19 protein-coding genes and 2 pseudogenes are annotated in these 19972 nt (G+C 41.9%); 12 read left to right on the top strand and 9 right to left on the bottom strand.

Going from position 1 to position 19972, the window contains the following annotated elements:
* From BUB92_RS09120 to BUB92_RS09110, 3 genes and pseudogenes are all read left to right on the top strand, one after another.
* Positions 1-231, top strand: a pseudogene (locus tag BUB92_RS09120) (IS4 family transposase); the annotation flags it as partial.
* A gap of 241 nt (positions 232-472) precedes the next feature.
* Positions 473-1522 (top strand): CoA transferase subunit A, encoded by a 1050-nt coding sequence (locus BUB92_RS09115; protein WP_073093111.1) that lies wholly within the window; start codon positions 473-475, stop codon positions 1520-1522.
* 15 nt (positions 1523-1537) lie between these two features.
* Positions 1538-2317, top strand: coding sequence for a CoA-transferase subunit beta (locus tag BUB92_RS09110; RefSeq protein WP_073093109.1), 780 nt, complete (start codon positions 1538-1540; stop codon positions 2315-2317).
* Between the two features lie 27 nt (positions 2318-2344).
* Here BUB92_RS09110 and BUB92_RS09105 read toward each other — a convergent pair whose 3' ends face one another.
* From BUB92_RS09105 to rpmH, 9 genes are all read right to left on the bottom strand, one after another.
* Entirely contained in the window at positions 2345-3193 is an 849-nt protein-coding gene (locus tag BUB92_RS09105; RefSeq protein ID WP_073093108.1) for a ParB/RepB/Spo0J family partition protein, read from the bottom strand.
* A gap of 12 nt (positions 3194-3205) precedes the next feature.
* Complete coding sequence (gene rsmG / locus BUB92_RS09100) at positions 3206-3847, bottom strand: 16S rRNA (guanine(527)-N(7))-methyltransferase RsmG (RefSeq protein ID WP_073093117.1); 642 nt, start codon at positions 3845-3847, stop codon at positions 3206-3208.
* 9 nt (positions 3848-3856) lie between these two features.
* The gene (mnmG, locus tag BUB92_RS09095; RefSeq protein ID WP_073093107.1) at positions 3857-5734 is read right to left on the bottom strand and encodes a tRNA uridine-5-carboxymethylaminomethyl(34) synthesis enzyme MnmG; all 1878 of its coding nucleotides are present in this window, start codon (positions 5732-5734) and stop codon (positions 3857-3859) included.
* A 30-nt stretch (positions 5735-5764) separates the two neighbouring features.
* A complete protein-coding gene (gene mnmE, locus BUB92_RS09090; protein WP_073093105.1) occupies positions 5765-7147 on the bottom strand; it encodes a tRNA uridine-5-carboxymethylaminomethyl(34) synthesis GTPase MnmE in 1383 nt (460 codons plus the stop codon).
* Between the two features lie 127 nt (positions 7148-7274).
* Positions 7275-7901 (bottom strand): RNA-binding cell elongation regulator Jag/EloR, encoded by a 627-nt coding sequence (jag, locus tag BUB92_RS09085; RefSeq protein ID WP_073093104.1) that lies wholly within the window; start codon positions 7899-7901, stop codon positions 7275-7277.
* Positions 7902-7960: 59 nt separating this feature from the next.
* Positions 7961-8641: a YidC/Oxa1 family membrane protein insertase gene (locus BUB92_RS09080; RefSeq protein WP_242939040.1), complete on the bottom strand. Its 681-nt coding sequence runs from the start codon at positions 8639-8641 to the stop codon at positions 7961-7963.
* 71 nt (positions 8642-8712) lie between these two features.
* Entirely contained in the window at positions 8713-8907 is a 195-nt protein-coding gene (yidD, locus tag BUB92_RS09075) for a membrane protein insertion efficiency factor YidD (protein ID WP_200774240.1), read from the bottom strand.
* 8 nt (positions 8908-8915) lie between these two features.
* The gene (gene rnpA / locus BUB92_RS09070; RefSeq protein ID WP_073093101.1) at positions 8916-9251 is read right to left on the bottom strand and encodes a ribonuclease P protein component; all 336 of its coding nucleotides are present in this window, start codon (positions 9249-9251) and stop codon (positions 8916-8918) included.
* 88 nt (positions 9252-9339) lie between these two features.
* A complete protein-coding gene (gene rpmH, locus BUB92_RS09065; protein WP_073093100.1) occupies positions 9340-9474 on the bottom strand; it encodes a 50S ribosomal protein L34 in 135 nt (44 codons plus the stop codon).
* A 265-nt stretch (positions 9475-9739) separates the two neighbouring features.
* Between rpmH and dnaA the strand changes: the two genes are divergently transcribed.
* From dnaA to BUB92_RS09020, 9 genes and pseudogenes are all read left to right on the top strand, one after another.
* Positions 9740-11053 (top strand): chromosomal replication initiator protein DnaA, encoded by a 1314-nt coding sequence (gene dnaA / locus BUB92_RS09060; RefSeq protein ID WP_073093098.1) that lies wholly within the window; start codon positions 9740-9742, stop codon positions 11051-11053.
* Positions 11054-11204: 151 nt separating this feature from the next.
* A complete protein-coding gene (gene dnaN / locus BUB92_RS09055; RefSeq protein WP_073093097.1) occupies positions 11205-12350 on the top strand; it encodes a DNA polymerase III subunit beta in 1146 nt (381 codons plus the stop codon).
* 20 nt (positions 12351-12370) lie between these two features.
* On the top strand, positions 12371-13468 hold the full coding sequence (gene recF / locus BUB92_RS09050; protein WP_073093096.1) for a DNA replication/repair protein RecF: 1098 nt from the start codon (positions 12371-12373) through the stop codon (positions 13466-13468).
* Positions 13469-13481: 13 nt separating this feature from the next.
* A complete protein-coding gene (remB, locus tag BUB92_RS09045) occupies positions 13482-13733 on the top strand; it encodes an extracellular matrix regulator RemB (RefSeq protein WP_073093094.1) in 252 nt (83 codons plus the stop codon).
* Between the two features lie 3 nt (positions 13734-13736).
* The gene (gyrB, locus tag BUB92_RS09040; RefSeq protein ID WP_073093093.1) at positions 13737-15638 is read left to right on the top strand and encodes a DNA topoisomerase (ATP-hydrolyzing) subunit B; all 1902 of its coding nucleotides are present in this window, start codon (positions 13737-13739) and stop codon (positions 15636-15638) included.
* A gap of 16 nt (positions 15639-15654) precedes the next feature.
* Positions 15655-18093: a DNA gyrase subunit A gene (gene gyrA / locus BUB92_RS09035; RefSeq protein WP_073093091.1), complete on the top strand. Its 2439-nt coding sequence runs from the start codon at positions 15655-15657 to the stop codon at positions 18091-18093.
* A gap of 120 nt (positions 18094-18213) precedes the next feature.
* Positions 18214-19098: a pyridoxal 5'-phosphate synthase lyase subunit PdxS gene (gene pdxS / locus BUB92_RS09030; protein ID WP_073093090.1), complete on the top strand. Its 885-nt coding sequence runs from the start codon at positions 18214-18216 to the stop codon at positions 19096-19098.
* The gene (gene pdxT, locus BUB92_RS09025) at positions 19088-19651 is read left to right on the top strand and encodes a pyridoxal 5'-phosphate synthase glutaminase subunit PdxT (protein WP_073093088.1); all 564 of its coding nucleotides are present in this window, start codon (positions 19088-19090) and stop codon (positions 19649-19651) included. Before pdxS ends, pdxT begins: the two co-directional genes overlap by 11 nt.
* Before the next feature lie 114 nt (positions 19652-19765).
* Positions 19766-19972: pseudogene (locus BUB92_RS09020) on the top strand (ISLre2 family transposase); the annotation flags it as partial.

The following is a 19972-nucleotide window of genomic DNA, read 5'->3' as shown; positions in this document are numbered from 1 at the left end:
AACAACCAGGACTCACGTAGTTACGGAGAAATATTCTATTTGTTATGCGATGAGGTACAGGATATTGACTACCAGACCGCCATACGGTATCTTTTGCTTTTTATTGCTGAACTGCTCAAAAAAATTTCCCAGGATTTATACGCAGCGATTTTGTGTCAAGTTCGATATTGGATTGCTGGTCAACCAGCATACATTAGGGCTTTGATGCCTGTTTTAAACTGCGAAATTTGAGTTATTGTTAAAATATTAAAAAAATTCGTATTTATAAAATTAGGCATAAAAAATATTTAATTTTCAATCTTGTCCTGTTATCTTTATGACTATATAATATAAATATCACATAAAAATATATAATTTCGTAATAAAAACCTTTTATTCCTATACCTCATCACATAGTTTCCTGCAGGCGGGGGTGATAAAAACACATCGATAAATTACCTAATCAATTATTATAAGCAAGGAGGCGAGTGGGATGGAATTTATGTATGCAACCAAAGAACAGTTTGAGCGCCTGGTCGATTTTAAAGGTGCCCGCGAGTATCACCTGAGTAAAAGCCGCAAAAAGAAAGATAAGCGCATGTCCCTGAGTGAAGCTATTGCAGAATATGTAAAAGATGGCGACATCCTGGCCGAAACCGGCTTTTCTTATGTCAGATCTCCTATCCAGGCTTATTTTGAAATAATAAGGCAGAAGAAGAAAAACATGGTCAGCATAGGCTCTCCCATGTCCAACACTTCTTACCTCATGACTATGGGCTGTGTTTATGCTATCCATCTATCCTACATAGGGGTGGAAATGCGGGGTAATGATAAAAACTTTGCCCGCGCTATAAAAACCAAGCAGGCGGAAATACTCTCTATATGGAGCCACGGCAGCATGGCATTAGGCTTTAAAGCCGCCCAATTAGGAGCACCCTTTATAGCTGCTAAACAGCTTTTAGGCTCAGACATGCTTAAATACAATCCTTATGTAAAAGTCATTGAAAACCCTGTAGGCCTGGACAAAAGTGAGCCGGTAGTAATCATTCCTGCCCTTTTCCCTGATGTGTGCATAATCCATGTCCAGAAAGCAGACCGTTATGGCAATGCCGTTATTGAAGGCCCGGCCGTAAACGATATAGCCTTAGCTGCTGCCTGCCGTAAAGTAATAATAACTGCAGAAAAAATCGTGCCGGAAATGACTATACGTGAATTAGGCAATGCCTGCATCCCCTTCTGGTATGTAGATGCTGTAGTTGAACTTCCCTATGGAGCCCTGCCGGGCTGCTGCCCTGGTTGTTACTACTGGGCCCGTGAATGGTGGGAGTGGCTGGTAAGAGTAGGCACCCCGAAACAGGAAAATGTAGATGATATCATGAGATACTGGGTATTTGAATGCAAAGACCAGTTCGACTTCATCGAAAAACTGGGAGGCATACGCTTCATAGACCAGGCTACCCGCCTTATGGAAGCTGCCCAGGCTAACATAGATGATTCACTGGTAAGCTTCGACTACCAGGAAGTTATTCCAAAATGGGATTAAAAAGGAGGGGATTTGATGAGTAAGGTAGCACCGCCTAATCCGCTGGAAATGCTGGCTTATAATATAGCCCAGATGATTGAAGACGATCAGATAGTCTATGTAGGAACCGGGCTTCCTATGGTAGGAGCCATTCTGGCCAAAAAGACCCATGCTCCCAACATAACCCTGGTCTATGAAAGCGGCGGCCAGGACCCCTTAGAAGGCCAGATGCCCTGGTCGGTAGGATGTCCTTTTACCTACCGCAAATCACCTGCTGTCTTAGAAATGGCCGTATCATTCGGCCAGTGCGCTATAGGCTATGTCGATATAGCCTTCCAGGGTGGAGCCCAGATCGACATGTACGGCAATGTCAACACTTCCGTAATCGGTTCTTACGAAAATCTTAAATCTATCCTTCCCGGCAGTGGCGGAGGTAATGATATAGGTTCACTTACTCAAAAATCGGTGCTGGTAGGTTTGCAAACCCCTGACCGCTTCCCCGCCCGGGTCGATTTTATAACTACTCCCGGCTACCTGGATGGAGGAGACTCCCGGGAAAAAGCAGGTCTTATGGGAGGGCCTATTGCCGTTGTTACTCAGGTAGGCATATATGACTTTGAGCCGGTAACCAAGCGGATGCGCATAAAAGCTTTAAATCCCGGCATGAGCGTAGAAATTGCTCAGGCCTGCACCGGCTTTGAACTGCTGGTTCCGGATGAAGTTCCTTTCATCGAACCACCTAGTGATGAAGTCCTCGAAATACTGCGCAAAGAAGTAGATCCCCGCGGGGTATTTATTAAAATGCCTGCCCGTTAAAAAAAGAGGGGTATATGCCCCCTCTTTTTAACGGGCAATTCTTCGCCAATAAGGCTTTTTTTTCGCTACCTTTATAACTATCTGGCAGCCGTCTTCCGTATCGCATTCATCCATATATATATCAATCCCGGTCTGCCTGGCCCTCCTCACCGTTTCTTTGATGGTATTCAAAAAAATGCGTTCATCCCGAATCACCATAACTTCTCCCTTCTTATCTCCTTTAGCTGCCAAAAACGGGCTGTCCGCAAGCCATCTTTCCACCAGGTCTTTGGTCTCGGCCAGGGATAGATTCCTTTTCATTATTTCATCGATGATTTCCAGCTGAACAACCGGTGATTTAAACTGCAGCAAAAGCGAAACATAATGTTCATCAAGCCCGGTTTCGGTAATCCTTTTCTGCACCTCCGGAACCAGCTTCATAAACTCTAACCTATGGGCTATTTCCCTCTCTTTTTTCCCCGTTTTAGCCTCTATATCATGAGGCTTTAACCCCCAAACCTCGCCCAACCTGTTATAAGCACGGGATTCTTCCCCTAAATCAAGCGGCTTTCTTTGCAGATTTTCCGCAAGGGCAATACAGGCAGCCTTTTCATCATCCATATCTCTAACCAGGGCAGGAATCTGCGCCAGTCCTAAAAGGAGGCAGGCCCGATACCTTCTTTCTCCTGCTATCAGCTGATAAAGATCTCCCCTCTTGCGTAATATTACAGGTTGAATTACTCCCAGGGCAAGTATAGACTGGGCCAGATCAAAGATTTCCTCATCCGCAAAGTTGCGGCGGGGCAAAAAAGGGCTTCTTACAATTCGGGATAAAGGAACATATACCACCTTTTCTTCATTTATCCTTTCTTGCCCTCTATTAAACCATTTAGCCATACCCGATCCTCCTTAAAGCGGCCTTTTCGCAGGTATGCCGGTTCGACGCGGATATTTTTCCGGAGTAGGTGCTGTTTTCTCTACGGCCACAATATACCGCCTGCGGTCCCCGCTTGCATAAGCATAAACATCGACCACCCGGCCGCCTAAAACCTCCAAGGCATTATGCGCCTCTTTCCATTCCTCCTCAAAATTTGGCCCTTTCCACATATAAACCAGCCCGCCTTTTTTAACCAGAGGTAAAGCATATTCCAGCATCACCCTCATAGCTGCCACCGCACGGCTTGTACAGAAATCAAATCTTTCCCGCAATTCTAAATCTCTCCCTGCTTCTTCCGCCCTCTTACGCACAACCTGAACATTGGAGAGATTACATTCCCTGCCTACCTTGGTAAGAAACATGCTCTTTTTTAAATCCGCTTCGATAAGCGTAAACGCAATGTCAGGACAATAGATAGCCAGAATAAGCCCCGGAAATCCTGCCCCGGTGCCGATATCAACCCCCCTCCCGGATAAGTTTACCCAGTCCAAGATAGCCAGGGAGTCCCTGATATGTTCATCCAGTTCTTCCACATCCATGCGGCGGCTTACCAGATTATGCTTCTTATTTTCCTGTATCAGTAATTCTTTGTATTTATTAACAATATATTCCATGTCAATCACTTATTTCCTTCTTTTTTTCTCTAAAAAAATTAACAGCACATTTATATCTGCCGGATTGACCCCGGAAATGCGCGAAGCCTGCCCAATAGATACCGGCCTTATCTGTTTAAGTTTCTGCAGAGCCTCATTGGACAAGCCGTAAACCTCATCATAATTTATATCTTCGGGAATAAGCCGGTTTTCCATTTTTTCAAACCTTTTTATCTGTTCTTCCTGTTTCTTTATATAGCCTTCGTATTTAGACTGTATTTCCAGTTGTTCTAAAATATCAATATCTTTATCCTCCAGCCACCCACCTGCTACCAGATCGTTTATTTTTATCTCCGGCCTTTTTAAAATCTCCCACAAACTTACCCTATCCCTTAAGGGAGCAGTGTTTTTTGCCAGCAAAAATTCTTCCATTTCCTTATCAGCGGGAGTAAAAGTCGTCTCTTTCATCCTGATTATCTCTTTTTCCAGCTCCTCACGCTTTTCGTTAAATATTCTCCAGCGATAGTCATCAACCAGGCCTATCCGGCGCCCAATTTCCGTCAAACGCAGGTCGGCATTATCCTGCCTTAAAACCAGGCGGTATTCGGCACGGGAGGTCAATAAACGGTAAGGCTCATCTATATCGCCAGTTACCAGATCATCGATCATCACGCCAATATAAGCCTCGCTTCTCTTTAAGATAAGCGGCTCCTCCTCTTTTATCTTTAAAGCTGCATTTATTCCCGCCATAATCCCCTGAGCTGCGGCCTCTTCATAACCTGAAGTCCCGTTTATCTGCCCGGCGGTAAAAAGATTTTCCACCTCTTTTGTCTCCAAAGTAGGTTTTAGCTGGGAAGGAATAACATAATCATACTCAATAGCATATCCAGTCCGGATCATGCGCACATTTTCCAATCCCGGAATGCTGCGCAAGACCTTAAGCTGCACATCTTCCGGCAGGCTGGTATTCATGCCCTGAACATACATTTCATCCGTAGACCATCCTTCTGGCTCTATAAAAAGCTGATGTGATTCTTTATGGGGAAAACGTACCACCTTATCTTCAAAAGAAGGGCAGTACCTCGGCCCTCTTCCCTTTATAATCCCGCTGAAAAGCGGGGAACGATCCAGATTATCGAGAACAATCTGGTGCGTAGTCTTGTTGCTGTGGGTAAGCCAGCAGGAAAGCTGAGGCCTCTTTACCCGGGGACTTATATAGGAAAATCTTAAAGGCCTTTCATCTCCTGGCTGTTCTATCATCTTGGAAAAATCAACTGATTTTTTGTCTATCCTGGGCGGAGTCCCTGTTTTGAACCGGCCCAGTTTAAGCCCTAATTCCCGGAGGCAGTCCGAAAGTTTTACCGCCGGGAACTGGCCGTTTGGCCCTCCATCAAAAGCCAGGTCTCCTATAATAATGCGGCCTTTAAGATAGGTTCCGGAAGTAATCACTACTGCCCGGCAATTATAGCGGGCACCGGTTCTGGTTATTACCCCGCTAACCTTTCCATTTACCGTTTCTATCCTTTCTACTTCTGCCATAGCCACATCCAGGCCTGGCTGGCGCAAAAGGGTTTTAAGCATTTCCTTATGATATTCAGCTTTATCGGCCTGAGCCCTAAGGGCCTGAACAGCAGGTCCCTTGCCGGTATTGATCATGCGCATCTGCAGATGGGTTTTATCTATATTTTTAGCCATTTCCCCTCCCAGAGCATCGATTTCCCTGACCAGCTGAGATTTAGCCGGCCCTCCTATGGAAGGGTTACAGGGCATCAAGGCAATATTTTCCATGCTCAAAGTAAGCATTAATGTTTTTACTCCCATGCGGGCAGCAGCCAGAGCTGCTTCACATCCGGCATGTCCTCCTCCTATGACTACCACATCATAATTTCCTGCATTATAAATAACCACAAAAAAACCCCCTTTTAACCCGGCTCCCGACTATTTGCCTATACAAAAATCGCGGAAAATGCGATCCATCACTTCTTCTTTTATATTTTTGCCTGTAATCTCACCTAATGCCTCCAGGGCTCCTCTTATATCAACTGCCAGACAATCCAAAGGCACCTTACCCAAACCTTCCAGAGCAGATACTAAATGTTCCCTGGCCTTATCCAGGGCTATTTTTTGCCTTATATTAAATATCATTTCCTCCCCTTCATAACTACCCCGGCCTTCGATTATCATATCTTTTATACTCTTTTTAAGCTCATCAAGTCCGGTTTTTTCCTTTACCGAACCGCGTATCACCTTCACTCCTTTAAACAGCCTGGCTAAATCTTCCTCACTTATATTTTTTTCCTCCAGATCTTCCTTATTTACCAGCACGATCAGGTTATCTTTCCTGAGCCGCCGGTAAATATTCATATCCTCTTCGGTTATACCGGCGGCTACATCCAGAAGGAAGATGACCAGATCAGCTTCTTCTATAGCCTGGCTTGATTTTTCCACTCCTATCCTTTCTACTATATCCTCAGTCTCCCTTATACCTGCAGTATCCATAATCTTAACCGGTATCCCTTCGATATTTATATAATCTTCGATTACATCCCGGGTTGTACCAGGAATATCGGTAACTATGGCCTTTTCTTTACGCAAAAGAGCATTAAGCAAGCTGGACTTCCCCACATTCGGCTTGCCTACAATAGCAATAGAAACCCCTTCCCGGTATATATCTCCCATTTTAGCCCCTTCTATAAACTTTTCCAGTGCTTTTTTTACCTTCTCCAGCCTGGCTTGCATTTCATCATAATCAGGTTCGCCTACTTCATCAGGAAAATCTATGCTGGCTTCTACCGCAGCATTGATAGAGGTAAGTTCATCTTCCAGATAGGCAAAATCAGCTTTATTTTCCCCTTTAAGCTGTTTTAAAGCCAGTTTTAATCCTTTTTCCGTTTTAGCCCTTATAACTTCTATAACTGCTTCTGCCTGGCTCATATCTATCCGGCCGCTGATGAAAGCCCGGCGGGTAAATTCTCCTGGCTCAGCCAGCCTTATCCCATTTTTCAGGACTTCTTCCAGGCATTTTCTCGCTGCCAGGATGCCGCCATGACAGTTTATCTCTACCACATCCTCCCCGGTATAACTTCTGGGAGCGCGCATGATAGAGATTAAAACTTCATCTATATATTCACCTTTTTCATCTACTATCCAGCCCAGAGTAAGGGTATAACCGGCTTTCTTTTTTATATCTACCCCGGCATTATAAGGCTTGAAGATACGGTCTATCTTTTCAATAACCCCGCTCCCGCTAAGCCTTATGATAGCTATGCCTCCTTCTCCGGGAGGAGTAGCTAAAGCTGCAATATCATCATTTATATACATGACACCACACCACTTCTCTCTATTTGTTTTACTATGTATGATACCAAAATAACCCCTTTTTTAAAAATATCCCGCTTTTAAAAATATTAAAAAAGACCCCGCAGGGTCTTTTTTAGCATCTTAAAACTTATTTCTTCAGGGCTATAACTACTTTACGGTTAGGTTCTTCTCCTAAGGAATAAGTGGTAATCAGGGGATCTCCTTGCAGTGCGGTGTGGATAATCCTTCGTTCCTGGGAGGTCATAGGCCGCATAATAATCTGTTTCTTAGTCTTCTTAACCTTATCCGAAAGCCGCAAAGCCAGCGCTTCTAATGATTCTTCTTTCTTCTTGCGATAATTTTCCACATCAATAACTACCCTTATTTTCTCTTCGCGCTTTTTATTTAGCATCAGACCAACTATAAACTGCAGGGCATCCAGGGTTTCCCCCTTATGTCCAATAACCAGCCCCATATCCTTACCGGAAAGATTAATTCTTACGGTATCACCACTAAACTGAGCGCTTTCTACCTGACAATCTAAGCCCATTTTTTGTAATATCTCTTTGACCAGAGAACTTGCTTCTTTTTCCGGCTTGGCCTTCAAAGTTACTCTTACCAGGGCTGGTTTCTTTACTAACCCTAAAAGACCCTTGCTTGGCTCTTCTAGAACTTCTACCGTAACATCATCAATACTGCAGTTTAATTCATCCAGAGCAGCTTTAATCGCCTCATCAATAGTTTTCCCTTTTTTCTCTACGGTCTGGAGTTCCATTCTTACTTTTTGCCTCCTTTTCCCCCTGTTTTTTAATCACCTTCGTGCAGGCAGTTTTTTTATTTACCAGGAGCCGTTTTGGCACTTGTTTTATTAACATACAGCTGCTGCAAAATTCCTAGAATATTGAACATTATCCAGTAAATAGGTAACCCGGCTGGCAGTGTAGTAGCAATCCAGGCCATAAAAAGCGGCATAAAATAAAGCAAAGACTTCTGGGTAGGATCATCAGTATTAACCATAGATACTTTTTGCTGAATATAAGTAGTTATCCCTGCTAAAATAGGAAGGTATATAGCTATGGGATCCCCATGGGTTATAAAATACCAGGCCGTTTTACTTATATCAGGAATACCTAAAAAAGCAGCATGTTCGGCTACAGTAAACTGGAAATTATATAAAGATTGATAAAAAGCGATAAAAATAGGCATCTGTATCAGCAGAGGCAGACAGCCCCCAAAAGGATTAACTCCATGTTGGCGATAAAGTTCCATTACCTTGGCCTGCATCTTCTGGGGGTCATCCTGATACTTTTCCTGTATGTACTTTAATTTAGGTTGCAGTTCCTGCATAGCCCGCATTGACTTAAGCTGCTTCTGGGTTAACGGGAAAAGTACCAGCTTAATTACTATAGTCATTAAAATAATAGCCAGCCCATAATTAGGTAAACCTATTTTTATAGTTATCCCATACATAAATTCAATAAAATCAGTAAACCACTGTACAAAAGATTGCCACAAAATTTGCCCTGCCTATCGTAAAAAGCGATAGCAGGTAGTCACCTCCCTTATTATCTGCAAACTGCCTTTTTTTAAGGTACCGGGTCGTAACCTCCTGGATGCCAGGGATGACATCGCAAAATCCTTTTAAAAGCCAACCATCCTCCTTTAAAAGCGCCGTATTTCTCTATAGCTTCCAGTGCATAGTTAGAACAGGAAGGATAAAAACGGCACGAAGGTTTTTTAAACAGGGATACTTTTTGATAGACTTTTATCAAAAAAATCATTAACCTCTTCAATTTAAACCAGCCTTCTTAAATATTTTCATTACATCTTTATGCAAAAGCGAAAATGTATATCCCTCCAGGTTGTGGCGACAGATTATGACTATATCAAAACTGCCTTTAATACGGTTTTTTTCTTCATTTATAATCGCTCTTAACTGCCTTTTTATCCGGTTGCGCACCACAGCATTTCCTATTTTCTTGCTTACTACAAAGCCAAATCGGTTATGCCCCAGATTATTTTCCTTTATATATACAATTATATACCTGCCGGAAAATTTTTTACCTTTTTCATATACCAGCTTATAATCTCCACTCTTGTTTATCCTTAATTCTCTCTTAAGCATAAAAATACCTTTCCGCCGGGTAAAAATATCTACCTAATATTTTAACCAAAATTTTTAATAAGTAAAATAAAAGGTCGCCTTAACGACCCTATGCACATAATCTTTTTCTACCTTTTCTCCTGCGGTTGGCTAAAATCTTTCTGCCGCTTTTCGTAGCCATTCTCTTTCTAAAACCATGCTCTTTCTTTCTCTGCCGGTTTTTAGGTTGATAGGTTCTTTTCATTTCCTTGCCGCCTCCCTTAATTTTTCCAATACCTTATTATTATATTTATTATCCGCAAACCATGTCAAGATTTCGCAGCCTTCTAAATACTTCTATTTTTAACACTGATTTGTTATCATAATTATGCTACACTAATAATTATAAACAAAAAACACAGTTGTTTTTCACAGGATTTTCATATATCATTGAAACTTGTCAAGATATCCACAGCCTCAAAGGCAGAAATAAAAAATCTTTTCCACAAATACACAGGAGGCTATCAGATATGTCTGGAAATATTACCGATTTTAAGCTCATATGGGATAAAGTTTTAGAAGAGATAAAGGAAGAAATAGGAGAAATAAGCTTTGACATCTGGTTTCCCATGGTCAAGTTTATAGGTTATAAAAACAACAAGGTGTATGTAAACGTTCCCAATAACCTTACCAAAGAGTGGATAGAGCTCAAATACTCTGACCTTATAGAAAATAAATTCCGTTCCCTGACCGGACAAAATATAACCCTGGTATTATCCACAGAAAACATAATTGCCAAAGAAAACCGCAGCTCCAACCTTAATCCTAAATACACCTTTGATTCTTTTGTAGTTGGCAACAGCAACCGCTTTGCCCATGCAGCCTGTTATGCAGTAGGGGAAGCACCGGCTAAAGCCTATAACCCTCTTTTTATTTATGGAGGGGTTGGCCTGGGCAAAACGCACCTGATGCATGCCATAGGACATCATATATTATCCAAATATCCGGGAATGTCGGTAATGTATGTTTCTTCGGAACAGTTTACCAATGAACTGATAATGTCCATAAAAGATGACAATACTTCTGGCTTTCGCCAGAAATACCGCAATATCGATGTCCTGCTCATAGATGATATCCAGTTTTTAGCCGGCAAAGAAAGAACCCAGGAAGAATTTTTCCACACTTTTAATTCTCTTTATGAAGCTAACAAACAGCTGGTCATATCCAGCGACCGTCCCCCCCGCAGCATACCTACCCTGGAAGACAGGTTGCGTTCTCGCTTCGAATGGGGGCTCATAACTGATATTCAGCCGCCAGATCTGGAAACGCGCATCGCTATCCTGCGCAAAAAAGCGCAAAATGAAAACCTGGAGATACCTTACGATGTCTTAGACTATATAGCTAACTATATAGATTCCAATATTCGCGAACTGGAAGGTGCCCTTATCCGGCTGATAGCTTATGCCACTTTAAACAACAAGCCTATCAATATCAACACCGCAGCTGAAGCCTTAAAAGATATACTTCCAGCTCCGCGGCCCAAAAGAATAACTATCGAAAACATTCAAAAAATAGTAGCTGAATATTACGGCATACCTATGGCTGAGCTGCTGTCCAAAAAACGCAACAAACAGCTAGCTTATCCCAGACAAATAGCCATGTACCTCTGCCGTAAGCTTACTGATGCCTCTTATCCTCAGATAGGCGAACAGTTTGGCGGACGCGATCATACTACGGTACTACATGCGTACGAAAAAGTAGAAAAAGATATCATAAACGACCAGGAACTGAAAAAAGTAATAAACGAATTATGCAAAAAAATAGATCCCAATTATATGCCATAAACCAGAGCTGGTTATAAACAAGGTTATCAACTTTAAAAAAACCGAAAAAATAGAAAAAAGAAACACTTATCCACATATCAAAAAGGCTTACTACTATTACTGCTGCCATTCTTATAAAGAATAAAAAATAAAAGAGCGGAGGGCTACCAAGATGAAATTTATCATCGAAAAAGGCCAATTATCTACCCTTACCACCCTGGTACACCGGGCAGCATCCAACAAAGCAACTATACCGGCTCTATCCGGAATCCTTATCGAAGCCAGCCGGGAAAAAGGATTGACCATGACGGCTACCGATATGGAAATAGGTATCAAAACCTCCACCGAACAGGTTGACATAATCGAAGAAGGAACTGTACTGGTAAATGCCCAGTATTTCTCCGACTTTATAAAACTGCTGCCCGATTCCCCAGTAACCATAAGCCTTAACCATGAAACCTCCAAGCTAGACATAACCTATGGCCGCTCTACCGGCCACATAAATATATACGACAATCAAGAACATCCAGGGCTTCCGGTAAAAGAAGCCCTGGAAAAGATAACCCTTCCCCAGAAAGTGCTGCGTGAAGGGCTAAAGAAAACAGCTTTTGCTGCTGCCCACAACCATTTTCGCCAGGTGTTCACAGGGGTTCTTTTTGACATACTGGAAGATGGAATGCTGAAAATAGTAGCTTCAGACACTCACCGCCTCACCCAGTATACTTATATGCTGGAAGAAAAAGGGTTAGAACCTTTTAATTTTATAATACCTATCCGCACCATAAATGAGATACTGAGGGTTTTAGATGATAGTGAAGAAAAAATATCTATATGTACCACAGAAAACCATGTAGTATTTCAAAAGCCTAGATTCTTGCTGGTATCGAGACTGATTGAAGGACAATATCCGAGCTACGACAATGTCATTCCGGGCACTTTCAAAACCGAAGTAGATATCGATGCCTATAAATTTACTACCGCCCTGGAAAGAGCCAGAATAGTACCCGCTGATGAAAGGATAAAAATCCCTCAGATACAGATCTACCTTGAAGGGCAGGAAGCGGTTTTTAAAACTTATTCCGAGATGATGGGTGAAATAATCGAAGTTATCGAAGGAGTAGACATAAAAGGCGAATCGCCTTTTAAGATAGTATTCAACACCAATTACCTTCTAGAAATTGCCAGGATATATGCCGGAGAAGGGGAAAAGGTAAATATAAAATTTTCCGGGAGCTTAAGCCCAGCTCTGATAACTAACCCCGAACGGGATAATTATCTATATGTAATTGTTCCCTTAAGAACCAGTACCAGTAATTGAAAAAGTGAGATGCATAAGCCTTGAAGGTTAAAGAGCTTGCTGTTAAAAATTTCCGCAATATCAAAGAAATCCTCCTGCCGGAAGAGAGATTAGGTAACCTTAATATTTTTACCGGAAACAACGGCCAGGGAAAAACTAATCTTCTAGAAGCCCTGTATATATTGAGCGGAAACAGCTCTTTCCGCTCTCCTAACTATGATCATCTGGTAAACTATGAGAAGGAATACTTCAATATAAACGCAAAATACACGGCAGGGGAAAAAGATCTCGAAATAGGTTTAACTTACACCCGGAGTAAAAGCAAAGAAATCTTTCTTAATCGGAAAAAGATTAGAAGCAAACACCCTTATATTCCCAAAGTAGTGCTGTTCATTCCCGATGATCTCTATCTTATAAAAGGTTCTCCGGGCAGACGGAGGAACTTTATTGACTTTATGCTAAAACAAATCTCCGCAGAGTATGCATACTTAATAGAAGAATATGGAAAAATACTAAAAAAAAGAAATCTTATGCTTAAAAAAGAAGCAATAAGGGATAAAACCCTTAACATATTGGATGGGATGCTGACAGAAAAAGCGGCCCTTATAATCATGCAGCGCATAAATCTGATAAATATGCTGGAAAAAGAAGTAAGGGACATCTATTCCTTTTTAAATAAAGAAGAGGCTGACATTAAAATCAAGTATGCCCTCTCTTTTCCCATCCCTGACGAAAAGGTAAATATCTCTACTTTAAAAGCAAGGATGGCTGAAGAACTGATAAAAATAAGGAATCAGGAAGGGATGCGCAAAACTACCTTGTTAGGTCCTCATCTTGATGACATAAATTTTTATTATAATAATAAATTAGCCCGTTTCTTCTCTTCCCAGGGACAGCAGAGGAATCTGGTTGTTGCTTTGAAAATAGCGGAAGCCCAAACTTTCTGCCGTATACGGGGATTTTATCCTCTTTTTCTTCTAGATGAAGTTTTATCTGAACTCGATTACGAACGGAGAAATCTTTTGCTAAAATATTTAGGTGAGGCAGAATTTCAAACTTTTATGACTGCAGTCAACATAGATGATATTGATGTAAAGGGAGCTGCCGTTTTTAATGTCAAAGACGGCAGTATAGTATGAAAGGAGCAGTTTTATGTATGTACATTTAGGTAATAACTATATTATTTCCGCTCAGGATATAATTGCCATCATAAATATCGAGCCACCAGTAGCGGAAGATTTAGAAGACATAATGCAAATAGCTATCGATGAAAAAAGAATAGTCTATGTAGGCGAAGGGAAAAAAAGAAAATCCCTGATAATATGTGATGATAAAGTTTATATATCACCTATATCTTCAACTACTCTCTACAAACGGATAGCTAATTGCCATAAGGGGGTTTAAGTTTTGAAAGGAAAAAACAGCAGTTATACTGCTTCCGATATTCAGGTTCTGGAAGGTCTAGAAGCAGTGAGGAAAAGACCAGGTATGTATATAGGGTCTACCGGTCCGCGGGGACTTCATCACCTGGTCTTTGAAATTGTAGATAACAGTATTGATGAAGCCGTCGACGGCCACTGTGATTATATAAAGGTCATTATCCATAAAGACAACAGTGTAACCGTAATAGATAACGGCAGAGGTATCCCCGTAGATATCCATCCCCTGATGGGAAAATCGGCTCTGGAAGTTATCATGACTACCCTGCATTCCGGAGGAAAATTCAGCGGTACCAATTACAGCACCTCGGGAGGCCTGCATGGGGTAGGCCTCTCCGTAGTAAACGCCTTATCCAAAAAGATGAAAGTTACCGTAAAGAGAAATGGCAAAATATATGAACAGGAATATAAAAGGGGCAAACCTTTAAATGAAGTACATGAGGTAGGTGTGGCCGAAGATACCGGAACTATTATCCATTTTCTCCCTGATGACCAGATTTTTGAGGAAACAGCTTTTGACAAAGAAATAATAATACAGCGCCTGCGGGAGCTTGCTTTCTTAAACCGGGGAATTACCATCGAATTTGTAGATGAGAGGGAAGATTATAAAAAAGTATTTCAGTACAACGAAGGTCTTAAGGATTTTGTAGCTTATCTTAATAAAAACAAAGAGGTCATAAATGACGAGATTATATTTGTAGAAGAAAAAAGGGAAGATGTTTATGTAAAAGTAGCTATTCAGTATAACACCGGCTACAATGAAAGCATATATTCTTTTGCCAACAATATCCGTACCGAAGAAGGAGGAACCCATGAGCTGGGTTTTAAGAATGGTTTAACCAGGGTAATAAATGATTATGCACGCCGCAACGGGCTTTTAAAAGAAAATGAAGCTAATCTTTCCGGTGAAGATATAAGAGAAGGTATAGTAGCGGTAATCCTGGTTCTAGTCAAAGAACCCCAGTTTGAAGGCCAGACCAAGACCAAGCTGGGAAATACCCAGGTTAGGACTATTGTCGAAAATGTAGTATACGAAAATGTAGAAGATTACCTGAGCCGCAATCCATCTGTGGCCAGAAAGATAATAGAAAAGGCAATTACTGCCAGAAGGGCCCGCGAAGCGGCGAAAAAGGCACGCGAACTTACCAGACGCAAGAGCGCTCTGGAGATAACCTCTCTGCCGGGCAAACTTGCGGATTGCAGCAACAAAAACCCGGCAGAAAGCGAACTTTTTATTGTTGAGGGGGATTCAGCAGGCGGCTCGGCTAAACAGGGGAGGGATAGAAACAATCAGGCCATACTTCCCCTGCGAGGTAAAATACTTAATGTGCAAAAATCCCGTTTGGACAAGGTTTTAGCTAATGAAGAGATAAAGGCACTTATTACGGCTATCGGTACCGGAATCGATGATGATTTTGATATAAAAAAGGCCCGCTATCACAGAATTTTTATCATGACCGATGCCGATGTAGACGGATCCCATATAAGGGTACTGCTTTTAACCTTCTTCTACCGCTATATGCGGGAACTTATAAAACAGGGATATATCTATATTGCCCAGCCGCCCCTTTATGGAGCTAAAAGGGGTAATGAAATTCATTACTTCCATTCCGAGGAAGAACTGCAGGAATTTCTTAAAAAATCAGATAAAAAATGGTCAATACAGCGCTATAAAGGGTTAGGGGAAATGGATCCCGAACAGCTGTGGGAAACGACTATGAATCCGGAAAAAAGGACTGTCCTCAAGGTTACTATTGAGGATGCCATAGAGGCTGACCGCATATTCTCTGATTTAATGGGAGAAGATGTAGAGCCCAGGCGCGAATTTATACAGGCTAATGCCCGATATGTAACTAATCTCGATATATAAAGCGGGGTGAAAAATTTTGCCACAGGAAAGCCTTTTTGAAAGGGTAATACCAGTTGATATAGAGAAAGAAGTTAAAAAATCCTTCCTGGAATATTCGATGAGCGTAATTGTATCCCGTGCTATTCCTGATTTCCGGGATGGCTTAAAGCCGGTACACCGGCGTATTTTATATGCCCTTTATGATCAGGGCATGACCCATGATAAACCACATAAGAAATCAGCCCACATCGTGGGAGAAGTAATGGGTAAATACCATCCCCACGGGGATGCAGCCATTTATGAAACCATGGTAAAAATGGCGCAGGATTTTGTTATGCGCTATCCCCTGATCGATGGTCATGGCAATTTTGGTTCGCTTGATGGTGATTCAGCAGCGGCCATGCGTTATACGGAGAGCCGTATGTCCAGAATTGCTCTGGAAATGCTTAAAGATATAGAAAAAGATACCGTAGACTTCAGGCCCAATTATGATGATTCCCGGATGGAGCCCCAGGTTTTGCCAGCAAGGATTCCTAATCTTCTCATAAACGGATCTTCAGGTATAGCGGTAGGTATGGCTACCAACATACCTCCTCACAATTTAACCGAGGTCGTGGAAGGTATAAAGCTGGTCATCGATAATCCTGAAGTTTCTATCGAAGAGATAATGAAAAAGATAAAAGGCCCTGATTTTCCGACTGCCGGCATAATCATGGGGGATAAAGGAATAAAAGATGCCTACCGGACTGGACGGGGAACTATAAAAATAAGGGCACGCTATACTATTGAGGAGAAAAAAGGCGGGAAAAACGCCATCGTGATAACGGAAATTCCTTATCAGGTTAATAAGGCCAGGTTAGTAGAAAAAATTGCCGAGCTGGTAAGGGATAAAAAAATAGATGGTATTACTGACCTCAGGGACGAGTCTAACCGCCAGGGCATTCGCATAGTGATAGAAGTCAAAAAAGATGCCAATCCTAATGTTATAATCAACAAGCTTTTTAAACATACCCAGCTGGAAGATAGCTTTGGCATCATCATGCTCGGTCTTAAAAACGGCGAACCTAAAATATTAAACCTTAAACAGATAATTGAGTATTATTTAGAGCACCGGCGGGAAGTAATAGAGAGAAGGACCAGATTTGATCTTAAAAAAGCAGAAGAGCGTCTGCACATCGTAGAAGGCCTTTTAAAGGCGCTTGATTATCTAGACCAGATTATTGAAATAATAAGAAAGAGCAGGGACAGGGAAGAAGCCAGGGATAATCTGATAAGTGAATTCGGTTTTACCGAGGTGCAGGCCAACGCTATTCTGGACATGCGTTTGGTACAGCTTACTAATTTGGAGCGAGGTAAGCTTAACGAGGAATATGATGAACTTAAAGCTAAAATTGCCGACTATAAAGATATACTTTCCCGTCCCGAAAGGGTAAATGCCATAATTAAAGAAGATCTGGACGATATAAAAGAGAAATATGGAGATGCGCGAAGGACAGAGATATGCTACCAAACCAGCGATTATAAAGTAGAAGACCTGATTGAAGACAGCGAAATAGTGATAACCCTGAGCAACCGCGGTTATATAAAAAGACAGCCTTTAGATACCTATAAGGCACAAAAAAGAGGAGGAAAAGGGATAACAGCTGCTGCTGCTCGCAGTGAGGATTTCGCAAGTCAGGTAATAGTTACCAGTATACTGAATGACATTCTGTTTTTTACCAATCAAGGACGGGTATTTTCCTGCAAAGCCTACCAGATTCAGGAGGCATCCCGGCAGGCTAAAGGAATGCCGCTTATAAACTATATAGATATCAAAGGCGATGAAAAGGTAACTACTATAGTAGCCGCCCGGGATATGAATGATAAAACCTATTTGCTGATGGTGACCAGACAGGGAATCATTAAGAAACTTCCCCTTTCGGCTCTGGCCAATATAAGAAGAAACGGCCTTATTGCCATCAACCTGCATGATGGCGACCAGCTGGTAGGGGTAGTAAGGGTAAAAGAAGGAGAAAAAATCATGCTGGCTACTGCCCAGGGCATGTCCATAATCTTCAGCGAAAAACAGGTGCGTCCTATGGGGAGGACAGCAGCCGGGGTAAAGGCTATAAGCCTTGCGGAAGGCGATTATGTGGTAGGCATTGATAAATACCGGGAAAATGCTTATGCCCTTTTGGTTACGGAAAAAGGATATGGCAAGCGCACCGAACTTGCGCAATTTAGGATGCAAAACCGGGGAGGAAAAGGTATCAAATCAATAGATATAAACGACAAAAACGGAAGGGTAGTTGCCTTTAAAATAGTAAGTGCAGGTGAGGAGCTGATGATTTTAACTGAAGAAGGACATATAATTCGCCTGGAAACCGAAGATATATCTGTCCAGAAACGGTATTCCCGGGGTGTTCTTCTTATGCGGCTTAATGAAAATGACCGGGTGGCAAGTTTAGCCCGTTTCCGGGTGGAGAGGGAAGAATAGATGATAATATTTTTTTATGACTATCATTTAAAAGAAAATTTGTACTATAATTATATTTTAGTATAAAATTGCAACATGCTATCCTGGTTGGAGGAAACTATATTAGGAGGCTAAAGAGAGATGATAGAAAAAGGAACCTTTACAGTAAAAGCAGGTTTGGCCCAGATGCTAAAAGGCGGAGTTATTATGGATGTTACTACTCCTGAACAGGCTAAAATAGCGGAAAAAGCTGGAGCATGTGCAGTTATGGCTCTAGAAAGGGTTCCTGCTGACATAAGGGCAGCAGGAGGGATAGCTAGAATGGCTGACCCGGCGGTTATCAAGAGAATAATGGATGCAGTTACTATACCGGTTATGGCCAAGTGCCGTATAGGCCATTTTGTAGAAGCCCAAATATTAGAAGCCCTAGGGGTAGATTATATAGATGAAAGCGAAGTTTTAACTCCCGCCGATGACAAGTATCATGTAAACAAACACATGTTCAAGGTTCCCTTTGTCTGTGGAGCCAGGAACCTGGGAGAAGCTTTGCGCCGCATAGGGGAAGGGGCTGCCATGATCAGGACTAAAGGAGAGCCGGGTACCGGCAATGTAGTGGAAGCGGTAAGGCACATAAGACAGGTGAATGATGAAATAAGATGGGTATGTAATCTTCCTGATGATGAGCTCATGACCGCAGCTAAGGAATTGCAGGCTCCCTATGAACTGGTAGTGGAAGTTAAGAGATTAGGGCGTTTGCCGGTAGTAAATTTTGCGGCAGGAGGAATAGCTACTCCGGCTGATGCTGCTCTCATGATGCAGCTGGGCTGTGATGGCATATTTGTAGGATCTGGCATATTCAAATCCGGTGATCCCATGAAAAGGGCGCGGGCTATAGTAGCAGCTACTACCTACTATAACGATCCTCAGGTACTGGCTGAAATATCTGAAGATCTAGGTGAGCCTATGGTAGGTATTGATATAAGCACTATAAGACCAGAAGAAAGGATGCAGGATCGTGGCTGGTAAGAGAATAGGGGTTTTGGCTCTGCAGGGAGCATTCATAGAACATGAAGCCTGCCTGAAAAAATGTGGAGTAGAGGCAGTACAGATAAGAAAAGCAGAAGAAATAGAGGGAATAGACGGGCTTATCATCCCAGGAGGAGAGAGCACTACTATTGGCCGTTTAATGCGGGAATATGGTCTTGATACCAGGATAATTGAAAAGGCAAGAGAAGGGATGCCGGTTTGGGGTACCTGTGCCGGCATGATACTTCTGGCCAAAGAGCTAGATACGGATGAACCATGGCTTAAGCTTATGGATATGAAAGTAAAGCGCAATGCCTATGGAAGACAGGTAGACAGCTTCGAAACCGAACTTGATATAAAAGATATTGGTAAGATAAAAGGGGTTTTTATAAGGGCTCCTTATGTAGAAAAGGTATGGGGAGAAGCTGAAGTATTATGCATACATGATGATAAAATAGTTATGGTAAGACAGGGGAAACTTCTGGCTACTTCTTTCCACCCTGAACTGACCGATGATTTAAAAATACACCAGTATTTTGTAGAATTATGTTAGCATAGTGTAAAATTGTTGTAGGAAAAAATACAAACAAAAAAACACAAGAGACCACTCTTTTTGGTAAGATAAAAGTTAACCAAAAACAAAAACCACCAAAAAGGAGGGTCTCTTGTGAGTATAATTTTACAACAAAAATGCCAGGAATTCATCAATCAAGTTTTAGAATTTCTTTCAGAAGATGAAACTCGAGTCATGGAGGAAATAGAAACAGATCTAAAGGAGATAACCGATAAATTTATTCTTGATATGGTAAGAACCTATTTTGAATTGATTGATAGAAGCATTGTTGAAGATAAAGTTGGGCGCAAGCAAAAAGGA

The organism is Thermosyntropha lipolytica DSM 11003, from assembly GCF_900129805.1.
GTDB classification, from domain to species: Bacteria; Bacillota; Syntrophomonadia; order Syntrophomonadales; family Syntrophomonadaceae; genus Thermosyntropha; species Thermosyntropha lipolytica.
This window is presented reverse-complemented; position numbering and strand designations above follow the sequence as displayed.